Source organism: Aeromicrobium sp. NPDC092404 (assembly GCF_040684095.1).
GTDB lineage: Bacteria > Actinomycetota > Actinomycetes > Propionibacteriales > Nocardioidaceae > Aeromicrobium.
In genome coordinates, this window is sequence record NZ_JBFBFI010000001.1 from 1,582,182 (window position 1) to 1,603,471 (window position 21,290).

General features: G+C 69.5%; 22 protein-coding genes and 1 tRNA gene. 11 read left to right on the top strand and 12 right to left on the bottom strand.

The features are described from left to right. Window positions 1-59: 59 nt before the first annotated feature. Window positions 60-434, bottom strand: coding sequence for a response regulator (locus tag AB0N22_RS07975; protein WP_364637905.1), 375 nt, complete (start codon window positions 432-434; stop codon window positions 60-62). Between the two features lie 71 nt (window positions 435-505). On the opposite strand from AB0N22_RS07975, the gene AB0N22_RS07980 reads away from it, so the two are divergent. Next, a tRNA-Arg gene (locus AB0N22_RS07980) sits at window positions 506-577 on the top strand. Window positions 578-854: 277 nt separating this feature from the next. On the opposite strand, the gene AB0N22_RS07985 is transcribed toward AB0N22_RS07980, so the two are convergent. From AB0N22_RS07985 to AB0N22_RS08000, 4 genes are all read right to left on the bottom strand, one after another. Beyond that, window positions 855-1,685, bottom strand: coding sequence for an SDR family oxidoreductase (locus tag AB0N22_RS07985; protein ID WP_364637907.1), 831 nt, complete (start codon window positions 1,683-1,685; stop codon window positions 855-857). Between the two features lie 186 nt (window positions 1,686-1,871). Then, window positions 1,872-2,591, bottom strand: a complete 720-nt coding sequence (locus tag AB0N22_RS07990; protein ID WP_364637909.1) for a hypothetical protein — start codon at window positions 2,589-2,591, stop codon at window positions 1,872-1,874. A 170-nt stretch (window positions 2,592-2,761) separates the two neighbouring features. Then, window positions 2,762-3,403: a 3-oxoacid CoA-transferase subunit B gene (locus tag AB0N22_RS07995; RefSeq protein ID WP_364637911.1), complete on the bottom strand. Its 642-nt coding sequence runs from the start codon at window positions 3,401-3,403 to the stop codon at window positions 2,762-2,764. After that, window positions 3,400-4,101: a CoA transferase subunit A gene (locus tag AB0N22_RS08000; RefSeq protein WP_364637913.1), complete on the bottom strand. Its 702-nt coding sequence runs from the start codon at window positions 4,099-4,101 to the stop codon at window positions 3,400-3,402. Before AB0N22_RS08000 ends, AB0N22_RS07995 begins: the two co-directional genes overlap by 4 nt. A gap of 98 nt (window positions 4,102-4,199) precedes the next feature. Between AB0N22_RS08000 and AB0N22_RS08005 the strand changes: the two genes are divergently transcribed. Genes AB0N22_RS08005 through AB0N22_RS08015 form a run of 3 tightly spaced genes read left to right on the top strand, consistent with a single transcriptional unit; the run spans window position 4,200 to window position 7,620 of the window. Further along, entirely contained in the window at window positions 4,200-5,381 is a 1,182-nt protein-coding gene (locus tag AB0N22_RS08005; RefSeq protein WP_364637915.1) for an NAD(P)/FAD-dependent oxidoreductase, read from the top strand. Beyond that, window positions 5,378-6,601 (top strand): alpha/beta fold hydrolase, encoded by a 1,224-nt coding sequence (locus tag AB0N22_RS08010; protein ID WP_364637917.1) that lies wholly within the window; start codon window positions 5,378-5,380, stop codon window positions 6,599-6,601. Before AB0N22_RS08005 ends, AB0N22_RS08010 begins: the two co-directional genes overlap by 4 nt. Further along, the gene (locus AB0N22_RS08015) at window positions 6,598-7,620 is read left to right on the top strand and encodes a 2-dehydropantoate 2-reductase N-terminal domain-containing protein (protein ID WP_364637919.1); all 1,023 of its coding nucleotides are present in this window, start codon (window positions 6,598-6,600) and stop codon (window positions 7,618-7,620) included. Before AB0N22_RS08010 ends, AB0N22_RS08015 begins: the two co-directional genes overlap by 4 nt. A gap of 3 nt (window positions 7,621-7,623) precedes the next feature. On the opposite strand, the gene AB0N22_RS08020 is transcribed toward AB0N22_RS08015, so the two are convergent. Then, window positions 7,624-8,190, bottom strand: coding sequence for a TetR/AcrR family transcriptional regulator (locus AB0N22_RS08020; RefSeq protein ID WP_364637921.1), 567 nt, complete (start codon window positions 8,188-8,190; stop codon window positions 7,624-7,626). 175 nt (window positions 8,191-8,365) lie between these two features. Here AB0N22_RS08020 and AB0N22_RS08025 point away from each other — a divergent pair, with 175 nt between their 5' ends. From AB0N22_RS08025 to AB0N22_RS08055, 7 genes are read left to right on the top strand one after another with little or no spacing between them, the layout of a single operon-like run. Further along, the gene (locus AB0N22_RS08025; protein ID WP_364637923.1) at window positions 8,366-9,919 is read left to right on the top strand and encodes an AMP-binding protein; all 1,554 of its coding nucleotides are present in this window, start codon (window positions 8,366-8,368) and stop codon (window positions 9,917-9,919) included. 1 nt (window position 9,920) lies between these two features. Further along, window positions 9,921-11,120, top strand: coding sequence for a lipid-transfer protein (locus AB0N22_RS08030; RefSeq protein WP_364637925.1), 1,200 nt, complete (start codon window positions 9,921-9,923; stop codon window positions 11,118-11,120). Between the two features lie 16 nt (window positions 11,121-11,136). After that, on the top strand, window positions 11,137-12,537 hold the full coding sequence (locus AB0N22_RS08035) for an amidohydrolase family protein (protein WP_364637927.1): 1,401 nt from the start codon (window positions 11,137-11,139) through the stop codon (window positions 12,535-12,537). Window positions 12,538-12,574: 37 nt separating this feature from the next. Then, a complete protein-coding gene (locus AB0N22_RS08040; protein WP_364637929.1) occupies window positions 12,575-13,432 on the top strand; it encodes an enoyl-CoA hydratase/isomerase family protein in 858 nt (285 codons plus the stop codon). Then, a complete protein-coding gene (locus AB0N22_RS08045) occupies window positions 13,429-13,857 on the top strand; it encodes a VOC family protein (protein WP_364637931.1) in 429 nt (142 codons plus the stop codon). The genes AB0N22_RS08040 and AB0N22_RS08045 overlap by 4 nt, the downstream gene beginning before the upstream one ends. Window position 13,858: 1 nt before the next feature. After that, the gene (locus AB0N22_RS08050) at window positions 13,859-14,851 is read left to right on the top strand and encodes a fumarylacetoacetate hydrolase family protein (RefSeq protein WP_364637933.1); all 993 of its coding nucleotides are present in this window, start codon (window positions 13,859-13,861) and stop codon (window positions 14,849-14,851) included. Further along, window positions 14,848-15,549 carry an alpha/beta hydrolase gene (locus AB0N22_RS08055; RefSeq protein ID WP_364637935.1) on the top strand — a complete coding sequence of 234 codons (702 nt, stop codon included), beginning with the start codon at window positions 14,848-14,850 and terminating at the stop codon, window positions 15,547-15,549. The genes AB0N22_RS08050 and AB0N22_RS08055 overlap by 4 nt, the downstream gene beginning before the upstream one ends. Here AB0N22_RS08055 and AB0N22_RS08060 read toward each other — a convergent pair. From AB0N22_RS08060 to AB0N22_RS08085, 6 genes are read right to left on the bottom strand one after another with little or no spacing between them, the layout of a single operon-like run. Next, on the bottom strand, window positions 15,536-16,024 hold the full coding sequence (locus AB0N22_RS08060) for a hypothetical protein (RefSeq protein ID WP_364637937.1): 489 nt from the start codon (window positions 16,022-16,024) through the stop codon (window positions 15,536-15,538). The two genes, AB0N22_RS08055 and AB0N22_RS08060, sit on opposite strands and share 14 nt — an antisense overlap. Beyond that, window positions 16,021-16,572 (bottom strand): hypothetical protein, encoded by a 552-nt coding sequence (locus tag AB0N22_RS08065; protein ID WP_364637939.1) that lies wholly within the window; start codon window positions 16,570-16,572, stop codon window positions 16,021-16,023. The genes AB0N22_RS08060 and AB0N22_RS08065 overlap by 4 nt, the downstream gene beginning before the upstream one ends. Then, window positions 16,542-17,873, bottom strand: a complete 1,332-nt coding sequence (locus AB0N22_RS08070; RefSeq protein WP_364637941.1) for an MlaD family protein — start codon at window positions 17,871-17,873, stop codon at window positions 16,542-16,544. Before AB0N22_RS08070 ends, AB0N22_RS08065 begins: the two co-directional genes overlap by 31 nt. Continuing rightward, entirely contained in the window at window positions 17,870-19,096 is a 1,227-nt protein-coding gene (locus AB0N22_RS08075; protein ID WP_364637943.1) for an MCE family protein, read from the bottom strand. The genes AB0N22_RS08070 and AB0N22_RS08075 overlap by 4 nt, the downstream gene beginning before the upstream one ends. Beyond that, window positions 19,093-20,301, bottom strand: coding sequence for an MCE family protein (locus tag AB0N22_RS08080; RefSeq protein WP_364637945.1), 1,209 nt, complete (start codon window positions 20,299-20,301; stop codon window positions 19,093-19,095). Before AB0N22_RS08080 ends, AB0N22_RS08075 begins: the two co-directional genes overlap by 4 nt. Next, window positions 20,298-21,290, bottom strand: coding sequence for an MCE family protein (locus tag AB0N22_RS08085; protein WP_364637947.1), 993 nt, complete (start codon window positions 21,288-21,290; stop codon window positions 20,298-20,300). Before AB0N22_RS08085 ends, AB0N22_RS08080 begins: the two co-directional genes overlap by 4 nt.

Genomic DNA, 21,290 nt, shown 5'->3' on the forward strand with positions numbered 1-21,290 from the left:
CTCCTCTCCGTGTACTGCAACCGTACGTCCCGGGATGGCAGCACTCAAGCACTTTGCGATCAGTCGTCGCCGCGAGTCGCGGCTCCGTCGATCACGTCCTGCACGGTCTGGATGAGGGCGTCGGGGTCGAACGGCTTGGTGACGTAGGCGTCGACACCGGCCTGCTTGGCTCGCTGGATGTCGGCGGGGTGGCCCTGGGTCGTCACCATCACGACCGCGATGTGCGCCGTACGCGCGTCGGCGCGGATTGCCGACACCGTCGCGATCCCGTCGAGCCGGGGCATCATGACGTCGACCGTGATGGCGTCGGGCAGCACCTCGGTCGTCCGGAGGAACTCGAGGCAATCGGCGCCGTCGACGGCTTCGTCGACCTCGAATCCCGCGAGCTGGAGGTTGGTCCGGATGAGGAACCGGATCGAAGCGGTGTCGTCCACGACAAGCACTCTGGGCACCAGCAACACGGTAGCGCCTGTGGGGTAGGCTCACACCGCAGTTGGCCGCATTGGCCCCCGTAGCTCAGGGGATAGAGCGCCGCCCTCCGGAGGCGGAAGCGCAGGTTCGAATCCTGCCGGGGGCGCACAGATTTACCCGCTCCTACCTCGCAACTCCCCGGCGTCCAGGATTCGGGGAGGAAGGCGCTCAGCGCCTGACGGAGTCCTGCCGGGGGCGCACATACGAACGCGAGGTCACTTCGCAACTCCCCGGCGTTCAGGATTCGGGGAGGAAGGCGCTCAGCGCCTGACGGAGTCCTGCCGGGGGCGCACATACGAACGCGAGGTCACCTCGCAACTCCCCGGCGTTCAGGATTCGGGGAGGAAGGCGCTCAGCGCCTGACGGAGTCCTGCCGGGGGCGCTCAGGCCCCGGTCGTCCCCGATCCGTCAGGCTCCCGATCGGCGACCTTGTCCGCGTGCCCTCCGGTGCCCCGGTGGCCGACCGAGCCGTCGAGACTCAGACCGCCGTCGACGACCACGACCTGACCGGTCATGTAGCTGGCGTCGCTCGACGCGACCATCGCGATGACTCCGGCCACGTCGTCCGACGTCGCGATGGCTCGCAACGGTATGCGCGCCTTGTAGGTGTCGCGGACCGCATCGGTCCACGATTCCTCGTTCAGAGGTGTCTCAGTCGCGCCTGGCGAGACACAGTTGACGCGGACCCCACGTGGTCCGAGCTCGACGGCCAGAGCCCGGGTCAGGCCGGTGACGCCGGCTTTGGCCGTGACGTACACGCTCATCTCCGTGGGCGGCAGGACCTCGACCACCGAACCGACGTTGATGATCGAACCACGACCTCGGGGAACCATGACCTCAGCGGCAAGCCGCGCTCCACGGACGTATCCGAGGAGGTTCGAGTCGAGGACTGAGAGCCAGTCGGCGTCGGTGGTCTCCAGGAATGGTCCAACGAAGAGCCGCGCGGCATTGTTCACCCAGACGTCGACGCCACCGAACCGCTTCACGGCGAGGTCGCGCGCCGCCGCCATGGCGCCCAGGTCGGTCACAGAGCCTTCGATCCAGATGATCTCGCCGCCCCCGCGCGCGGCCGCCGCGTCCATGGTGCGAGCCGTGTGATCCGGGACCTTGAGGTCGAATCCGACGACACTGGTCCCGGCCTCGAGAAAGCGTGCCGCAGTCGCGGACCCGATGCCGCCAGCAGCGCCGGTGATGAGGGCTACGTGCTCCGACATGTGTCTCCTGATGATCCTGGTGTCTCGTCCCGCCGAGCGGCGGCATCCCGAGCTCGATCCAGCATCAACCTACCGATCCGTACGGCCGGACGGTGCTCGATCGTCACTGCGGCGCTCGCTCCACGTCGTCCGGTCGGCCGGTGTGCGCTCTCCATGGGCGCTGGCTCGCGCCCATGGAGAGGCCGGTCATGGCTTCGGAGCGACGATGTCGGCTTCGAGCGCCGCGCTCGACGTGGGCGCCGCGCCGTCCCACGCCATGGCCTTGCCCAGAAGGAATATGTGGAGGCCGACCTCGTCGGAGTCGGGCGTGAACGTGAAGGTCGCTCGCCCCCGCGAATCCTGCGTCGACGCCTGCGCGGGCATCCCGGTGGTGTCGATGTGCGATGACGTGGACGCGAACAGGTACATGGCGCGACCAGGGCGGGCCGGTGTGGCCTGCAAGGTGACCGTCGCCGGCTGGTACGGGAACCACACCTTGCTGCTGACCGTCAGCGTCACCTTCTGGACCGCCACCCGGACGACCTTGGTGGGTGTCACGATGCGCGCGTAGGTCCGACCCTTGTGCTTGACCGTAGGGGCATAGACCCGGAAGGACCGGTCTGCGCTCGTACGACCTGACAGGTAGAAGTAGCCGGCCGAGTCCGAGACCGCCGTGTGGACGGTCTCCCAGGTCTGGTCGCGATACGACTTCAGGCGCTGCAGCTTGACCGGCCTCTCGAACGCAGTGCTCAGCCGGCCCTTCGTGGCGAACACCTCGTTCGCCATCGGTGCAGCAGGACTGATCACCATGACGTTCGGTGACCACGCCGCCGTGGCGGGGGCCGTGGTGGCGACCAGGGTGCCGGCCGCCATCAGGCTGACCGCCAAGGCGGTGGTCAGGCGGCTCAACGTATGACACACGAACATCAGATCATCCTTTCGGGTGTGCGCGTCGCTGGTGACGCGCCGAGTGGTGGTTCCAGCCTCGGCGAGCGGGCCGGCGACCACGAGGGTGGACACACCACTTCCGCGGAAGGGGTGCACCCCCTCCCGACGTCGGAGGTCGCTGCGGCGGCGTGGCCGCTCCTGGCCATGCCTCAAAGATCGGGCGACAGATGCAGGTCCGCTCCTGTGAGGCCTCGGACGCCGGCGACTGTCTCCCCGGGGGCCAGCTGCCGCAGAACGAGGCCACGAGGCGTCACGTCCAGGACTCCCCGATCGGTGATGATGCGGTCGACCACCTTCTCCCCGGTCAACGGAAGGGTGCACCGGTCGACGATCTTGGGCGTGCCGTCCTTGGCCACGTGATCGGTCAGCACCACGATCCGACGAGTGCCGGCGACGAGGTCCATGGCTCCGCCCATCCCCTTGACCAGTGCTCCCGGCACCGCCCAGTTGGCCAGATCACCGTTCGCCGCAACCTGCAGCGCACCGAGGATCGCGATGTCGACCTTGCCGCCGCGGATCATCGCGAACGACTCGACCGAGTCGAAGAAGCTTCCGCCGGCGTTGACCGTCACGGTCTGCTTGCCGGCATTGATCAGGTCGGCGTCCTCGTCGCCCTCCAACGGGAAGGGCCCCATCCCGAGGATGCCGTTCTCGGACTGGAGCGTGACCGAGACACCGGGCGGGATGTGGTTGGCCACGAGGGTCGGGATGCCGATGCCGAGGTTGACGTAGTCGCCCGACTCCAGCTCCTGTGCCGCCACGGCGGCCATCTCGTGCCTGGTCCACGTCATGACGCACCCACCTTCCGCCGGGGGCGGGTGGTGAGCTGCTCGATGTCCTTGACCCGGGCGGTCGTCGTCACCACGTGGTTCACGTAGATCCCCGGAGTGTGGACCTGTTCCGGGTCCAAGGCATCGACCCGGTGCTCGACCTCGGCGATGGTGACCCGTCCAGCCATCGCCACCGCTGGATTGAAGTTCCGTGCGGCGAGACGATAGGCAAGGTTCCCGTGGCGGTCGCCCGAGCGGGCGTGGACCAACGACACGTCGGCCACGATCCCCCGCTCCTGCACGTACTCGACGCCGTCGAAGATGGCGGTCGGCTTGCCCTCCGCGACGGCGGTCCCGACGCCGGTCCGCGTGTAGAACGCCGGGATGCCCGCTCCGCCTGCCCGCAACCGCTCAGCCAGTGTTCCCTGCGGGTTGAACTCGACCTCGAGCTCTCCCTGCAGGTACTGGCGGGCGAACAACGCGTTCTCTCCCACGTACGACGCGACGACCCGCCGCACCTGGCGACTCTCCAGCAGCAGCCCGAGCCCTTTGCCGTCCACGCCCATATTGTTCGACACGATCGTCAGGTCAGATGCGCCCGAGTCCCGCACTGCCTCGATGAGATCGGCCGGGATGCCGCACAGACCGAAGCCGCCGACGGCCAAGGTCATGCCGTCCGAGACGTGTTCCGCGATGACCTTCTTCACGCTTGCCAGCACGATGCTCCTAAAATGAACTTGACATCGGATTCATATTCGTGGATCAATATACGCATACCTCGCTGCACACCCGCGGCGCGTCCCAGTCAGGAGGACCGGTGACCAAGCACTCCATCGTCGTCGTCGGTGGCGGGATCGGCGGCCTGACAGCTCTCATCGCCCTGAGGCGAGCCGGCCTCGATGCTCACCTGTTCGAGCAGAAGGACGCGATCCGGCCGATCGGGTCCGGCATCTCGCTGTCGGCACCGCCGATGTGGGTGCTGTCCGAGCTTGGCGTCGACCTGGACGCCATCGGAGTCCCGGTCGACCTGGACTTCGCCCGGGCCGACGGAACCACGCGGACCGGCGTCATCTCCAGCCCCGAGCTGGAGCGGGACTTCGGCGCCTCGGTCTGGTCGATGCTCCGCCCGACGCTCCACGAGGCACTCCTCGACCTCATCCCCACCTCGTCCCGTTCATCGGGCCGTCGCGTGACCCGGGTCGACGACACCGGCACGCATGTCGACGTGACGTTCGACGACGGCTCCACCCACACGGCCGACCTCGTGATCGGGGCGGACGGCATCCACTCGGTGATCCGGGACCAGCTGTGGGGTCGCGCGCCCTTGCGCAGCCACGGGCTCGTGGCCTGGCAGGGCTGGTGCGACTATGCCGGCCGACCTGAGCGCGAGGGCCGCATCATGCACAACCGCCACGCGCAGGTCGGTCACCTGCCACTCCGGCTCGCCGACGGCCGACTGGGTCGTCAGTGGTGGTACATCGAGCGGGTGCACCCGGGCACCGGCCCCGGCGCCGGTCTCGAGCACGTCCTGGCCGAGATCTGGTCCGGAGGGTGGGATCCCTTCATCGCCGAGTGCGTCGCGTCGACCGATCCAGACGTGCTGATCCGTCGCGAGATCCAGGACAAGCGCCCGCTGCCACGGTGGTCTCGCGGGCGGGTCACCCTGCTCGGAGACGCTGCGCACGCCACCTCCCCCTATGCGGGCTACGGCGCGGGGATGGCGATCGAGGACGGCTGGCAGCTCGCGAAGATCCTGCGCGACGTCGACCTGGACCGGACCGAGGAGGTCGCTGCCGCCTTGCGGTCGTACGACGATCTCCGCCGGGGCCACACCACACAGACCGTGCAGTTCGCCCGGGCCCTGGGTGCGATCTTCCACAGCCGCAACCCGCTCGTGCAGACCCTGCGCGACACGGCGATGGATCGCACTCCGGTCGGCGGGTGGGGGCTGCGCATGGGATACCTGGACGGACTCAAGAAGGAGATGGAACGGCTATGACCGAAACGAAGCCCAATGACAGCCTGGTGATGGCGGAGATGCGGCTCAATCTCTTCCCCGACGCCTGGGTCGACTTCCAGGTGAGCCGTTTCCTCGGGTACGCGGTGCACGGTGCAGCCACCCTGGGCGAGGTCCTGACGCTCGCGTCACAGATCGACCAGGCCGACCTGGAGACCTGGCACGTCGCCTGGCGGCAGATGTCGCAACGCTGCGCGGACGCGGCAGCGGAGCTGACCGGCCCCGACGCCCGCAGCGCGCACCTGCGCTCGATGAACTACGCGCACGCGTCGGAGCAGTTCCTGCCGCAGAAGGACGCTCGGCGCCGGGAGATCCGCGAGCACGTGAAGGCCAGCTTCGGCGCCGCGATGGCCGCGACCGGCCAGGCCGCGGAGTACCTCGAGTACGAGTCGCGGGGCGTGCGGCTGCCGGCCTGGTACCTGCCGTGCCCGACGGCCGACGACGCCCCCACCCTCATGCTGCTCGGTGGCGGCGACTCGTGCGTCGAGGAGCTCGGCCTCATCGCCGGGCTCGCGGCGCTGGAACGCGGCTACAACGTGTTCTTGTTCGAGGTGCCCGGGCAGGGATCCAGCCTGGCGATGAACGAGGTGTCGCACTTCGCTCCGGACAGCGAGCGCGACGTGTCGGCAGCAGTCGATCTCGTCCTGCAGCAGCCCGGCGTCGACGGCGATCGTCTCGCGCTGGCGGCCTTCAGCTTGGGCGGATACCTGGGTCCCCGGGCTGCGGCGTTCGAGCCGCGGGTCAAGGCGTGGGTGTTCGACGCCGCCCTCCAGGACCTGCGCCACCTGGCCACCTCAGTGGCGGGGATCGACCAGATGCTGGCCGCGGGCAAGACGATGGACGATGTCGACGCGCACATGGAGGCGCTCCGCGGAGTGCCTCCGGTCGCCTTCGGGTTCGACTGGTTCTCAGCGAGGTTCGCACCGGCCACCAGGTGGTCCCAGATGATCGAGCACCTCGAGCAGTTCGTCATCGCCGACGACGTCCTGGCCCGGATCGAGGCACCGGTTGCCGTCATCGTCGGCGAGTCCGAGCCGCCGGCCTGGTATGCCCTCTCCCGTCACCTCGTGGAGCTGCTCGGCGAGCGCGCCACGCTGGACGTGCTCCCGAAGGGCGGCGGAGCGGACGACCACGTGTCGGTCGCCAACTTCCCCGCCCTGTACGCGGTGATGTTCAAGCGGCTCAACGACATGCTGGCATGACCAGGGTCGACGTCATCGGCGCAGGCGTCGTCGGGACCATCTACGCAGCTCAGCTGGCCGAGGCCGGCCATGACGTGCACCTGGTGGCTCGTGGGCGTCGGGCGGACGAGCTCGAGGGCGGCGCCAGGATCCACGACATCGTGAGTGGGCGTCGTTCGGTGACCCCCGTGGGCGTCGGCACCTCCGCGCGCGACACCGCCGACGTGGTGCTGGTGGCGGTGGGTGCTCACGACCTGCCGGAGGCCATCAAGCTCGTCCCGACGGGCAGGGCGCCCGTGGTGCTCCTGGGGAACGGCATCGTCGACGTCACCGCCGGACTGCCGGCCGCTCGCGCTGTCGTGGCCTTCACCGGCGCCGGGGGCACCATGTCGGGTGGCGAGGTGCAGCAATTCGACACCGACAAGGGAAAGCGCTTCCCGGTGACGATCGACGCGCACCACCCCGCCGCCGATGACGTGAGGTCGTTGTTCCTCAGCGCGGGGGTCCCGGTCGACCTCGAGCCGGACATGGCCAGCTGGCGCCGCACCCACCACGCCGTCGTGGTGGCCATGGCCGGGGCGCTCGAGCTCGCGGGCGGGGACCCGTGGCGCCTGTCGACCACGCCGGACATCCAGCGCGTCCTGGGTCGCGCGGTCAAGGAGAGCTACGTCGCGGTGCGACGAACCGGGCACCACCTCACCCCCGCTCACCTGGCGCGACTAGGCAAGGTTCCGGAGCCGATGCTGCACCTCGCCGTGCGTCAGATGTTCACGAGCACGTTCGGCATCAACCGGTTCGCGGCCCATCACCGGCACGCTCGCCTCGAGCTGTCCCACCTGGCCGGTGAGATGGAGGGGCTGCTCGACGAGGCGGCCGTCCTGGCGCCGTCAGCGCGGCTCCTGTGCTCACGACTGCAGGATCCGCGACCGTCCCTGATCGTCGGCAGCAACGACCTCCGTACCGACCCCACCGCGCCTCTGGCTGCCGGGCTGGTCGCCTTGGCGGGGCTCCACTGGTGGAGCAGGCGTCGTCAGGGGTGACCGTCAGAGGGAGCTGCTGGCGTCGGTGAGCCCGAGCGTGCGGGCCCAGATGAGGCTCATCGTGTCCAGCACACGGGCCTCCTCGAGCGGCTCTCCGAGGACTGCGACGAGGTAGCTCATGTGCTCGACCATGGCGCACAGCGCATTGCCGGTCGCCTCGGCGTCCAATGACGCGTCGAAGACTCCGGCAGCCTGGCCGTGCCGGATGCCGGCCACTGCGCGATCGACGAAATGGCGTCGCAGGTCGCGCCGAAGCTGCGAGAGCTCGTCGCTGAACGTCGCGACCTGGTTCAGGGTGTCGAAGAACCTGCGGTTGCGTCCCTGGCTTGCGAGGTAGGCGCGGTTGGTCAGCTCGATGCGTGCGAGCGGATCCTGGGGAGCGTCCTCCGGCGGCTGGCTCTGCGCGAGAATCTCCTCCGCCACCTGCTCGGCGACCGCGCGGAAGATCTGCTCCTTGCCCTCGAAATAGGTGTAGAAGCTTCCATGGGCGACCCCCGCCATGTCGGCGATGTCGGCGATGCGGGCGTCGAAGAAGCCGTCGCGGTCGAACACCTTCCGCGCGGCATCCACCAAGATCCCACGGGTGCGTTGGCCCCGCGCCGTCAGGACCGGCCGGTCGCTGGTTGTCGCGCTGGCTTTCATCGTGCCATCCACCTGTCCGTCACCGTCGCTCTCCACGCCTCAGCGTACTCGTGACAGCGTACTTGATATTGACATCATCTTCAAGTTGTGTTCGGATGCCGATGTGCGCCTCATCGACTACTTCGACAGCGGCCGTGCCCTGCACGCCGACCGCCCCTTCCTCGTGTTCGACCACGACCACGTGACCTACCGCGAGGCGGACGAGCAGATCACGGCCGTCGCGGAGCGCCTGGTGGCCGACCTCGGCCCCAGCTCCGCCGTGGCCGTGCTCAGCCCCAACGATCCGACAGCGTTCCTCTGCGTCCTCGGCATCGCTCGGGCTGAGCAGATCTGGGTCCCGGTCAACGCCCGTGCCACGATCGCCGAGACGACCCAGGTGCTGCGGACGTCGGAGTGCGAGCTGCTGTTCGTGCACCCGATGTTCGCCTCCGCCGCCGGTCAGCTGCTGGCCGATCTTCCGTCCCTCAAGGCGGTCGTGGTTGCCGGGGACGGCGCTGCCGGCGAGTCAGCCGTACCGCTGGCCGAATGGCTGGCCGGCCCCAAGGCTGCCGTCCCGGAGGCGTCGAGCGATCCGCACCGGACAGCCGTGCTGGGCTTCACCGGGGGGACGACCGGCACTCCCAAGGGGGTCATGCTGTCCGACCTGACCTTCGAGACGATGACGGCCACCGTGCTGGCCACCGTCCAGTTCAGCGCCCCGCCGACCTACCTCGCCGCCGCTCCCCTGACCCATGCGGCAGGCGCACTGGCGTTCCCGATCATGGCGCTGGGCGGCACCATCGTGGTGCTGGGAGTCCCCTCGCCGCCTGCGATCTTCGAGGCGATCGAGACCCACCGGGTCGACACGATCTTCCTGCCTCCGACGTTGATCTACATGCTCCTCGACGCGCCCTCGCGAGCCGACCACGACCTCTCGTCCGTCCGCCACTTCCTCTACGCCGCGGCTCCGATCTCACCGACCCGCTTGGTCGAGGCCATGGAGGTGTTCGGCCCGGTGATGGTCCAGCTCTACGGACAGACCGAGGCGCCGATGATCTGCACCGCCCTGACCGCGGCCGAGCACACGAGGGCGTTGGACGAGAATGCCGTTCATCGGCTGTCGAGCGCGGGGCGCGCGACTCCGTTCGTGCGACTGGCGATCCTCGACAGCGACGGCGAACCTGTCCCCCAGGGTGAGCGCGGTGAGGTGTGCGTCCGCGGCAACCTGGTGATGACCGGCTACTTCCGCGAGCCCGAGGAGACCGAACGCTCCAAGCACGGCGCGTGGCACCGGACCGGCGACATCGGCTACCTGGACGAGGACGGGTACCTGTACCTGGTCGATCGCTCGAAGGACGTCATCATCTCGGGCGGCTTCAACGTGTACTCCGCCGAGGTGGAGCGTGTGGTCGCCGAGCATCCCGGCGTCGCTGACTGTGTCGTCGTCGGCGCCCCCGACGCGCACTGGGGCGAGATCGTGACGGCCGTCGTCGAGCTGCGGCCCGGCGCCGCCCTGACAGAGGACGAGCTCGTGGCCTTCTGCCGGGACCGGCTGTCCGGGGTGAAGACCCCGAAGCGCGTCGAGATCCGCGAAGCCCTCCCCCGTACGTCGGTCGGCAAGATCCTGAAGCGCGAGGTGCGCGAGGAGTTCTGGGCCGACCACGACAGGAGCATCTGACATGAGCGTTGCGCGCAGGACGTTCATCGCCGGTGTCGGCATGACGAACTTCGAGAAGCCGGGCCGCCGCGAGTGGGACTACCCCGACATGGTCCTGGAGGCCGGGACCGCCGCCCTCGAGGACGCCGGCATCGGCTACGACGAGGTCGAGCAAGTGCACGTCGGATACGTCTACGGCGACTCCTGCTCGGGTCAGCGCGCCGTGTACGGCCTCGGCCGCAGCGGCGTACCGGTGGTGAACGTCAACAACAACTGCTCCACCGGGTCGACCGCGCTGTTCGCGGCACGTCAGCTGGTCGCCGCCGGGGTCGTGGACGTCGCCATGGCCGTCGGCTTCGAGAAGATGCAGCGCGGGTCGCTCGTGACGCAGTACGAGGACCGCACCAACCCCCTCGACCTCCACGTCGCGTCGATGACCGATCTCTACCCGCCCGAGTCCGGGCCTCCTGCGGCGCAGCTGTTCGGCAACGCCGGGCGCGAGCACATGCACCGGCACGGATCGACCGCCGAGCACTTCGCACGAATCGCGGCGAAGAATCACGCCCACTCGGTCAACAACCCGCGCGCGCAGTTCCAGGACGCGTACTCCGTCGACGAGATCATGGCCTCCCCGGCCGTGCACGACCCGCTCACCCGGCTGATGTGCTCGCCGACCTCTGAGGGCGCCGCCGCGGCCGTCGTGATGAGCGAACGAGCGATGGACGAGCGCGGACTGCGCGACACAGCCGTCGAGATCGCCGGACAGAGCATGGTGACCGACACCGACGCGACGCTGAGTTCTCGGTCGGCCGCGCAGATCGTCGGCGCCGGCATGACGCGCGCGGCAGCCCGCTCAGCCTACGCCGAGGCCGGGCTCGACGTCTCCGACGTGCAGGTCATCGAGCTGCACGACTGCTTCGCCACCAACGAGCTGCTCACCTATGAAGCCCTCGGCCTGTGCGACGAGGGTCACGGGCACCACCTCGTCGATGACGAGGACACCACCTACGGCGGCCGGTGGGTGGTCAACCCGTCGGGCGGCCTGATCAGCAAGGGGCACCCCCTCGGGGCCACGGGGCTGGCGCAGTGCGCTGAGCTCACCTGGCAGCTGCGCGGCACGGCCGGGGCCCGCCAGGTCGACGACGCGCGCGCCGCCCTTCAGCACAACATCGGGCTCGGCGGCGCCGCTGTCGTGACGATCTACCGGGCGCCGGGCGCCTGAGACCGGGAGAGACCGCATGCGAACGCTGCTGACCGGAGGCATGGTCATGTCGCTGGACCCCGAGATCGGCATCCTGCCGCGCGGTGAGCTGCTCATCGAGGACGAGCTCATCGCCGCCGTCGGGGCCGACCTGGGCGTCGGCGACGCGCAGGTCGTCGACGTCAGCGGCCGCATCCTGATGCCGGGGTTCATCGACACGCACCGGCACACCTGGGAGTCGGTGCTGCGCAACATCGCCACCGACTGGCAGGGATCCCACTACTTCTCGGGGGTTCGCGGTCAGCTCGGACGCCACTTCGGCGCCGAGGAGATGTACGCGGCCAACCTCGTCGGCGCCCTCGAGGCGCTCGACATGGGCATCACGACGATCTTCGACTGGGCGCACTGCATCAACGACCAGGACGCGGCGGACGCCGCGGTGGCCGGCCTGCGAGACGCCGGCGGTCGCGCGGTCTTCGGTCTGGGCGACCCGAACGACGACTGGCTGCCGATGAGTGATGTTCCCGCGAGCGACCAGGTGGCACGACACGTCCGCGAGACCTGGTTCCCCCACGACGACGGCTTGGTGACCATGGCCATGTCGCCCCGCGGACCCGAGTTCACGACCCGCGCGGTCGTGGAGCACGACATGGCCCTGGCCCGCGAGCTCGACCTCAAGATGAGCATCCACGTCGGCAACGGGGACCGCCTGCCCGCCAATCACGGGCCGGTCACGTCGTTGCACGACTGGGGCCTCCTGGCCGACGACATCTTGTTCGTGCACTGCAACGCCTCGAGCGACGAGGAGCTGCGGCTGATCCGCGACGCCGGGTGCCGGCCGCCGTCGGTCACGGTCGACAGCGAGTCCCACTTCGGCCTCGGCTGGCCGGCGGTCCTGCGTCTCATGGAGCTCGGGCTGCGCCCGAGCCTCGGGATCGACATCGTCATCAACTCCGTCGGCGACATGTTCGGCGCGATGCGGTCCACCGCCGCCCTCACCCGCGCGATGCAGCATGCGCACGCCGACGCGATGCCCGACCGGCTCACCGTCACCGCGCGCGACCTGCTCGAGATGGCCACGGTGGTGGGATCGCGCTCGCTGTGGATGGAGGACAAGATCGGGACCTTGACCCCCGGCAAGCAGGCCGACCTGGTGGTCCTGCGGGCGGACACCCTCCACCACGCGCCCCTCAACAACCCGTACGGAGCCGTCGCGCTCGGCTCGCACGCCGGGGACGTGGAGTCGGTCTACGTCGCCGGAAAGGCGGTCAAGCGGGACGGTGAGCTGGTCGGTGTCGACGTGGCCCGCCTGCGCCGACTCGCCGAGACCGCCTGCGACACGGTGTTCGACCGGGCCGTGGCGGCTGGCGCCGATGCTCGTCGCGGCGGCGACTGGATCCCCGAGCCGTACGTAGCCCGCACCGTCTCGACCACCTGACGTACCCACCCCTCACCGCACCAACGGAAGGAAACGCATGCGCGTGCACAAGGCCAACCAGATGTACCGGACCCACCTCGAGGACTACTCGGTCGCGTGGCAGGAATACTTCCAGATGAGGCGGGAGGACGGCATCCTCGAGGTACGGATGCACACGGGCGGCGACTCGGCGAAGTGGAGCCTCGAGCTCCATCGCGCGTTCATCCCGGCGTTCGCAGACATCGGGCACGACCCGGAGAACGAGTGCGTCATCTTCTCGGGCAGCGGCGACGCCTTCCTCGCGTCGATGGACCCTGCCGGGTGGGTCCGCTACGAGTTCGACAAGCCCTATGACTTCGAAAAGGGGTACGACTTCTGGTACGCGGACCAGGTCCACGAGCCGATGTCGCTGCTGAACCTGGAGATCCCGGTGATCGCGGCCATCAACGGACCGTTCTTCATCCATCAAGAGCTCGCGCTCCTGAACGACCTGGTCATCTGCTCGGAGAGCACGACCATGAGCGACGGGCACTACACCGGCATGGGGATCGTCCCGGGCGACGGTGTCCAGACCGTCTTCCGTGAGCTGCTCGGACCCATCCGTGCCCGCCACTTCCTGCTGACCGGCCAGACCTTGACGGCCGAGGACATGCTCGCCGCCGGGGTCGTCGGCGAGGTCGTGCCCGACGACCAGCTGCTTAACCGCGCATGGGAGCTGGCACGCACCGTGTTCATGGCCCGAGCCCGTTCCCACCGGCGAATGACCCGCGCCCTGCTGGTGCAGCCGTGGCGTGAGCTGCTCACCAAGGAGCTGCCGACCGGCATGGCCATGGAGTGCTGGGCGACCCACGGGTACTGGCCGATGGCCGACGAGAAGTCGTACGACATGGAGACCTTGACCAAGGAAGACTCATGAGCGTCCGGTTCTCGCATGCGAATCTGCGGGTGTCGGACCCCGCGGCCTCCGTGAGCTTCTACCGCTCGCTGGGCCTCGAGGTGACCGGGTGCCTGCAGATCGCCGAGGGCTACTACCTCCTCTACGTGTCGGCGCCCGGGGATCCCGGCGTGACGATCGAGCTGGCCGTCAACGGGACGACCGATCCGGACTACTCACGCGACCCCGGGACCGGACACCTGGCGCTGGCCGTCGGCGATCTCGACGCGGTGGTCCGGTCGCTGCGTGAGGACGGGATCAACCTGGAGTCCGAGCCGTTCCATCCGGCCGATCGCGCCGAGGTGCGCGTGTGCTTCGCCGTCGACCCCGACGGGCATCGCATCGAGCTCATCGACGGAGAGTTCCCCACCCCCCAGGACCCGCTTCCCGCAGGCCTGGAGCTCTGACGTGCACTACGCACGCACGGTCGTGGATGTCGGCGACGGCCCCCAGCCCAGGCTGCTGGCCAGTGCTGACCCGAGCTCTGGATGGGTGGACGTGCGCACGGCTGAGCGCCTGCGGCTGGTGCGTCTGGGCGCCACGCACCAGGCGGCGGCGCGGGTCGCTGCGGCGGTGGTGCCGGGCAGCCTGAGCGAGGCGCTCTCGGTCGGGCCGCTGTTTCAGGAGGCGTGTGCGGCGGCGGTCTCCGCAGGCGATGCCCCGGTCGCGGCGAGCACGCCGTTGGTCAACGCCCTCGATCCTGCCGGCTACCGAGACTTCATGACGTTCGAGCGGCACTTCAGCTTCGGGTACCGGTGGCAGGGCAAGCCGGTCCCCGAGGTCATGTACGAGCTCCCGGTCAGCTACTGCGGCAACCCGCTGGCCTTCATCGGACCTGACGACGAGGTCCCGTGGCCCCACTACAGCGAGCATCTCGACTACGAGCTCGAGCTGGGCATCGTGATCGGTCGTCCGGGGACGAACCTGACTCCGGACGAGGCCCTTCAGCACGTCGCGGGGCTGACCATCTTGAACGATGTCTCGGCGCGGGACATCCAGGCCCGCGAGATGACCGGTGGTCTCGGCCCCTCCAAGGGCAAGCACTTCGCCTGCGCCGTGGGACCGTGGGTCACCAGCCTCGACGAGCTGGACCTGGAGGCCGGTCTGGTGATGCAGACACGAGTCAACGGGGAGACGTGGAACCGGTCGACCACGGCCGACATGATCTGGTCGATCGCTGAGCTCGTCGCCTGGACCTCGCAGGCTGAGGAGCTCGTGCCGGGGATGCTGCTGGGCTCGGGCACCTGCAACGAAGGCTGCACCCTCGAGATCGGCAAGCGTCTGGCGCCCGGGGACCTGGTCGAGCTCGAGATCGAGGGCCTGGGCGTGCTTCGCAACCGGTACGGCCACCCCTCCGGCACCGGGTGGACCCCCGCACCCAGAGCGCCGGCGATCGGGTGACGACGGTCCTCCTCCTCGGGCCGCTCGGCACGACGGCCGACGTCTGGGCCGACACGGCCCGGCTCCTCTCGCCCAGGCACCAGCCCCGAGCCGTGGACGTGCCCCTCGGCGGCGCGGACTGCACCGACCTCGACCGCTTCGCCGACACCCTCCTGGCCCTGGTCCCGGACCGCGGACAGGCGGTCGTGGTCGGTGTCGGCTTCGGCGCCTGCCTCGCGCTCGCCGTGGCGCTTCGCGAGCCTGCGACGGTGGCCGGCCTCGTGCTGGCAGCCGGTACGGCGTGCCCCAGTGACCCGGCGGCGTGGCTGGATCGAGCAGCGCGGGTGCGCGCATCAGGGCTGGGTGACCTCGCCCCCGCGATCGCGGAGCGGTGGGACGTGCCGGCCGACCAGGCCGACCGCACGTTGGCCATGCTCGCCGGAGTCGACGCCGCAGCGTACGCAGACTGCTGCGAGCTGGCGTCGACCATCGACCTGCGGCCGCGCCTGCCAGAGGTGGCGTGCCCTGCGCTGGTGGTGCGCGCCGGCGCAGACCGTGCCCTGCCTGCCGACCACACGACCGACCTGGTCGCCGGGCTCCGGCTCGTGGACGAGGTGGTCCTGGCGCGAGCCGGTCATCTCGCGATGCTGGCGCCCGAGCTCGCCCACCTGGTCCTGGCCTTCGCAGAGGAGCTCGGCGAGCCCGTCACACCGGCTTGATGGCGGCGACGAACCAGCTCGACCCCTTGCGCTGCATCGTCACCTGCACCCTGCTGCCGTCGATCCTGGGCGCGGTCTGCGACTTCGTGCTGGTCTGCTGGTTGACCAGCAGCAGCACCACGACCTTGTCGGACTTCGCCCGGACGATGCCGGCTGATCGCACCACCGCCTTGGTGACGATCTGGCTCTTGCGCGCCGCTGGCTCGACCGTCGACCGGACGAGCTCGCTGAAGTCGCGGCGAAAGGGCCCGGTGAGCTGTCGGGTGGCCCGGGCGAGATCGGCGTCGAGCGAGCGGTGGTGGTACGACAGGACCGCGGGGACCCGTTTCCTTGCGCTCGCCAGCGCCTCGGTTCGCGCGGACTCCACCTCTTCACGGTTGTCCCGCACGACGGACAGGCGCACGTCGACGGCAAGCAGGGCGAGCAGCGCCACGGCCACGACGACCCGGACCAGCACCGCAGGTCGGCGGCTCATGCGACGAACTCCATGTTGCTGATCTTCCACGTGCCGTCCACGCGCTTCAAAGACACCGACATCCGGTAGTTGCGTGGTTCTCCATCAGGAGCGTCGACGTTGACGACGACCGCGGACGCCGCGACGACCACTCGTGCCGAGGTGTCGGTCATGCGGACGAGCCCGGCCGAGGTGACCTCACCCGTCGAGGTCACCTTTCCGGCCTCGACCGTCTGCTGGAACGTCTTCGCCAGCTGCGCGAGGTTCTCGCGGAACCCGGTACCGGTCTCGGTGAGCTCCAACAGGTCGTCCAGGTTGCGGTCCGCGTTGTCCTTGGTGATGGACACGAGCAGCAGCACGGCTCGGTTGGCCGTGCGGACGGCGTCGTCACGCTGCACGTCGCGCGCGCGATGCTCGCGAAGGTCGAGGACACCCACCACGCCGTAGATCGTGAGACCGACCGCCAGCGTCAGAACCACGACGACCTGCCATCCGGGTCGTCGGACTCGGCGCACCCCTTCAGGCGCGGGTCGGTCGGTCATCTCGCCCTCAGCAAGAGCTGTTGCCATGTCGTGCTTCCTCCTGACGTGGTCGGGCCCGTGGAGCCCAACAGGTATCGCGCACCGTCCGGCGCGCTGAAGCCACCGGTCGCTGGGTCGTACGGAGTCGCGGCGAGGTCCGAGGCCCCCGAACGACGGTTGGCCGGCGCCCCGGCTCGGCACAGCTTGGGGCTCGCCGCGCGAACCCCCGGGTTGTTCAGGCAGGGCAGGTTGCGCGCGCCCCGGACGTCCTGCACCGCATCGACCGGCTCCTTGCAGTACAGGCCGGGGGGCGTGGGCACCAGCGACGTCTCGCTCGGGTCCCTCCGGTCCTTGACCGGGATGAATCCCTTGGTGCACGTGGGCGGGTCGTTCAGGTTCAGCCGGAAGTCCAGCGGCACGGCCGACCGGTCGGCGTAGGGCAGCACGTCGGCGATCAGGTCGGAGACCAGCGGCGGGTAGATCACGAGAACCTGCTGGACCCCGGGGAGGTAGGTGTACACCACGTCGCCGACCGTCGTCAGGCTCGACAGGAGGACCGGAAGGGTGGGTTCGAGGCGGTCCTGCAGGTCCAGCACCTGGGAGGTGGCCGCGGGCAGGGCGAGCAACAGCCGGAGGAGATGATCGCTGCTGCCGGCGAGATCCTTGGTGAACGACTCGAGGTCGGCGACCGACGACAGGGTCTGGTCAGCGAGATCTTCCTGCGTCTGCAGCACGGGCCCGAGGTCCCGGAGCAGGGCGCGGGTCGACTCGACGTGGTCCGACGCGGTCGACACGAGCTGTGCGGAAGCGGTCAACAGCGTGTCGACGTCGTCGCTGCTGCCCTCGAAGCTGACCGCGACGTTCGTCAGCAGCCGGCCGAGCGCCTCCTCGGGGACGGACTCGACCAGCGCATCCAAGCTGTCGAGCAACGGGCCAACCTGAGGCATCTCCTTGGTGCGGGCTCGCTCGATCTCGGCTCCGTCGCGAAGCATCGGTCCCGACACGGTCGCCGGCTCCAGGTCGACGTACTGCTCGCCGATGGCTGAGGTGCTCCGGATCCTCGCCGTCACGTTCGCCGGGATCCGTCGCTCGTCGTCGATGCTCATCCGCACGGTGACTCCGTCGGCTCGCAGGTCGAGTCCGCGCACCCTGCCGACGTCCATGCCGCGGTAGGTGACGAGCGCGTTGGCGTAGAGGCCCGACGTGTCGGCGAAGTCCGCGGTCACGTCGTACTGCCCGATGCCGAGCTGCTGAGGGAGCCGGAGGTACAGGACCGAGGTCACCGCGACCATCACGATGCTGACGACGGCGAAGATCACCAGCTGGACCCGTGTCCGACGCGTGATCATGTGCAGCTCCCGAGCAGCTGGCCGAGCAGCCCGCAGGGCGCGGCCGGGGGCTCGGTCGCCCGGGGCTCGGGCGATGTGGCGGCAGGGGGCTTGGGAGCCGAGCCCTTCGCCGCGTCCTTCCCGGCAGGCGGAGTCGTCAGGGGCGCGGTCGTCGGGTCGTTCGCGTCGAGTGCCGCACCCAGCGGAAGGCCGCCGACGAGCGGCACCTGGCCGAGCAGGTCCCGCTGCAGGGTGCCCAGGCGGAAGTCGAACGTGAGGAAGGCGTTGAGGTAGTCCCCCGGTGCGGCGCGCTCGAGCGTCGTGACGGGAAAGGGGAAGCTGAGCGCGATGGGAAGGGAGTCCGGCACCGAGTCACCGGCTTCGGCGAGCTTGCCGAGCACGGGCCGGAGCGACTCGAGGTTGGCCGCGAGCCCCGCACGGGACTCGGTGACGACGCGTTCAGCCACCACGGCGAACTCGTCCACGGCGCGCAGGGCCCGGACGATGTCCGGGCGTTCACGTTCGAGCCGCGCGACCGCAGGAGTGATCCCCTCGAGCGCGTCGCGGACCGTCTCGGACTCCTGGGCGAACGTCCTCGACAAGCGGTTGATGTGCTGGATCGTCTCCTTGATCGTGCTGCGCTGCCCGGCCAAGGACCCGACGAACACGTCGAGCCGGTCCAGCAGCGACCGGACGTCGGCGCTGCGCCCGCCGAGCGCGTCGTGCAGCTCAGCGGTGATGCTGCGGATCTTGTCCAGACCACCGTTGTTCAGCAGCAGCGACAGGGCCGACAGCAGCTCGTCGACCTCGGGGTAGCGATTCGTGCGCGACGCGGGGATCACGGCCGCGGGCTCGAGGAGCGCGGTGCTCGGCTCCCCCGGCGCGGCCAGCTCGACGTACTCCGCGCCGAGCAGGCTCTTCTGCGCCACCGACGCGGTGACATCGGCAGGCAGGTCGACGTCGCGGTCCAGGCTCAGCACGACTCGCGCCCGCCACGTCCGGCGATCCAGGTCGATCGAGCGCACGGTGCCGATCGTCACGTCGTTGAACATGACGGACGAGTTGGGCACGAGGTTCGAGACACTCTCGAACTCGGCGGTCACCCGGTAGCCGTCGCCCCCGCTGGCCACACCGCCCGGGAGGACGGCGCTGCCAGGATCAGTCAGGCCGCACCCCGACGCGAGCACACCTGCCACCACGATCGCCGCGACCGCGGACGACCACGATCGCCTGATCGTTCTCATCGGCCCTCCTCCGCGTCGGGAACCAGCAGGTCGAGCAATCCGCCCAGGGGGGCCGGCGTCGTCGGTCGAGCAGCGTCGGGCGCTGGAGAGGGCTGCTCGGACGGCGGCGCCGCCTCAGCTCCGGCATTTCCTCCGGGCAACGACAGGTCGTTGAGTCGGAGCAGCTCGAGCAGGGGGCCGAGCGCCTTCTTGCAGTCCGTCACCGGAGCACCGGTCGACACCACCGCACCGCACACGAGCTGGCCGAGATCCCGGGCGTTGTCGACCGACAGGGCACCGGTGACCGAGGCGTACCGGGGATCCATGACGTTGTAGAAGTTGGCCAGCGCGGTCGGGAGCACGTGCAGGATCGTCTCGATCTCGTCGGTCCGGCCCGCGAGCGTCGACCCGAGCTCGGTCAGCTGGTCGACGCCTTTGGACAGCGATGCCTTGTTCGTCCGGACGAAGCCCGTGACGTCCCGCAGGGCCTGGTCGAGCAGCGTGACCGCCGCGGACAGGTCGGTCCGGTTGGCCGCGAGCACCTCCGCCACCCCGTCGAGCTGGGCGCTGAACGCCCGGACGTCGGAGTCGCTGGCCCGGATGGTGCTGACGAGCTGCTGGAGGTGGTCCACCGTGGCGAAGAGGTCACCGCGCCCGTCCGCGAGCGCGCGTGAGCTGGTTGCCATCGTCCCGAGCGTGTCGTTCAGCTTCCGGGCCAGGCCGTCGAGGTTCGCGTCCGCCGTCACCACCGCGTCACCCAGGGCACCCTCCTTGTTGGCACCGTCGGGCCCGAGCGCCTGCGAGAGCTCGGTCAGCTGGGACTTGACCTCGTCCCACTCGACCGGGACCGCGGTCCTGTCCAACCGCACCGGCTCGCCGCGACCCAGGCGTGCGCCTCCCCTGTAGGCGGGCGCCAGCTCGACGAACCGGCCGCTCACGAGGTTGGGCGGGACGATGGCCGCCCTGACCTGCGCAGGCAGCTCCAGGTCGTGAGGCACCTGCAGCCGCACCCGGAAGGCGTCGGCGGTGGGGGTGATCGACTCCACCTTGCCGACCTTGACGCCGATCACGCGCACCTCGTCGCCGACGTAGAGGCCGGTGGTGGACCGGAAGTAGGCATCGACCCCTCGCGTCCCGGCGTCGTTCCACCCCGTGAGGCGGACGACCACGGCCGACGCCAGGATGACGAGGACCAGGGCTATCAGCCCGTGGCGGACGCGCGTCATTGGCTCAACCCCCCGAGCACCGGCAGGAGGCTGGTGGGCGGCACCAGGTTCTGCACGTACGCGCTGAAGAACGGCCCGCTGCCAAGCGACTCGCCCAGTCCCGTGGCGTAGACGCCGGCCCGGGCCAGGATGTTCTCCAGGTTGGCCTTGTTGCGATTGAGCAGCGCGGTGACGTCGTTGAGCTTGTCGAGGGCTGGCCCGATCGCCTTGCTGTTGTCCCCCACGAGCCCGGTCAGCTGGCGCGAGACCTCCTGTGTGGCGTCCAGCAGCCTGATCACCGCCGCCCGTCGGGTGTTCAGCTCGCCGAGCAGGGTCGACCCGTCCTTGAGCAGCAGACGGATCTGCTCGTTCCGGTCTGCCAGCACGGAGGTCACGGTCTCGGCCGATCCGAGCAGGGCCTTGACCGAGTCGTCGCGATCCGCCACCTGTGCGCTGATGTCGGACAATCCCTGCACCGCCGACTGCAGGGCCGGGGCGGTGCCCCCGAAGGTCTCGGTGAGGGTCTCCAGGGCCTTGGCGACCTGCGCCGTGTCGATGGCTCCCGTCGTCTGCGTCAGGCCCGAGAGCGCCTCGGTCAGGTCGTAGGGGCCTTCCGTGCGCGCGACGGGCACGACGCGCCCGGGGTCGAGCGTGCCGGGTCCGGCGCTGGTGAGGCGCAGACCTCGCTTGCCCAGCAGCGTCAGGGTCGAGACCTGAATCCGAGTCTCCTCACCCAGGTGCACGGCTCGGTCGGAGACCTCGAACTCGACCTCGGCCAGCCCGTCGCGCAGGCGGATGTCGTTGATCGTGCCGACCTGCAGACCCGCGACCTCGACGCTGTCACCGGGATTGAGGTTGCCGACCTCGGCGAACTGCGCGCGGTAGACATGACCCTCCCCCGTGAACGGCAGGTTCGTCAGGTTCAACGACACGACCAGCAGCGCCAACGTGCAGACCGTTCCGACGACGCCGATCACGACCGGGTTCATCTCGGTGAACGAGCGTTGCAT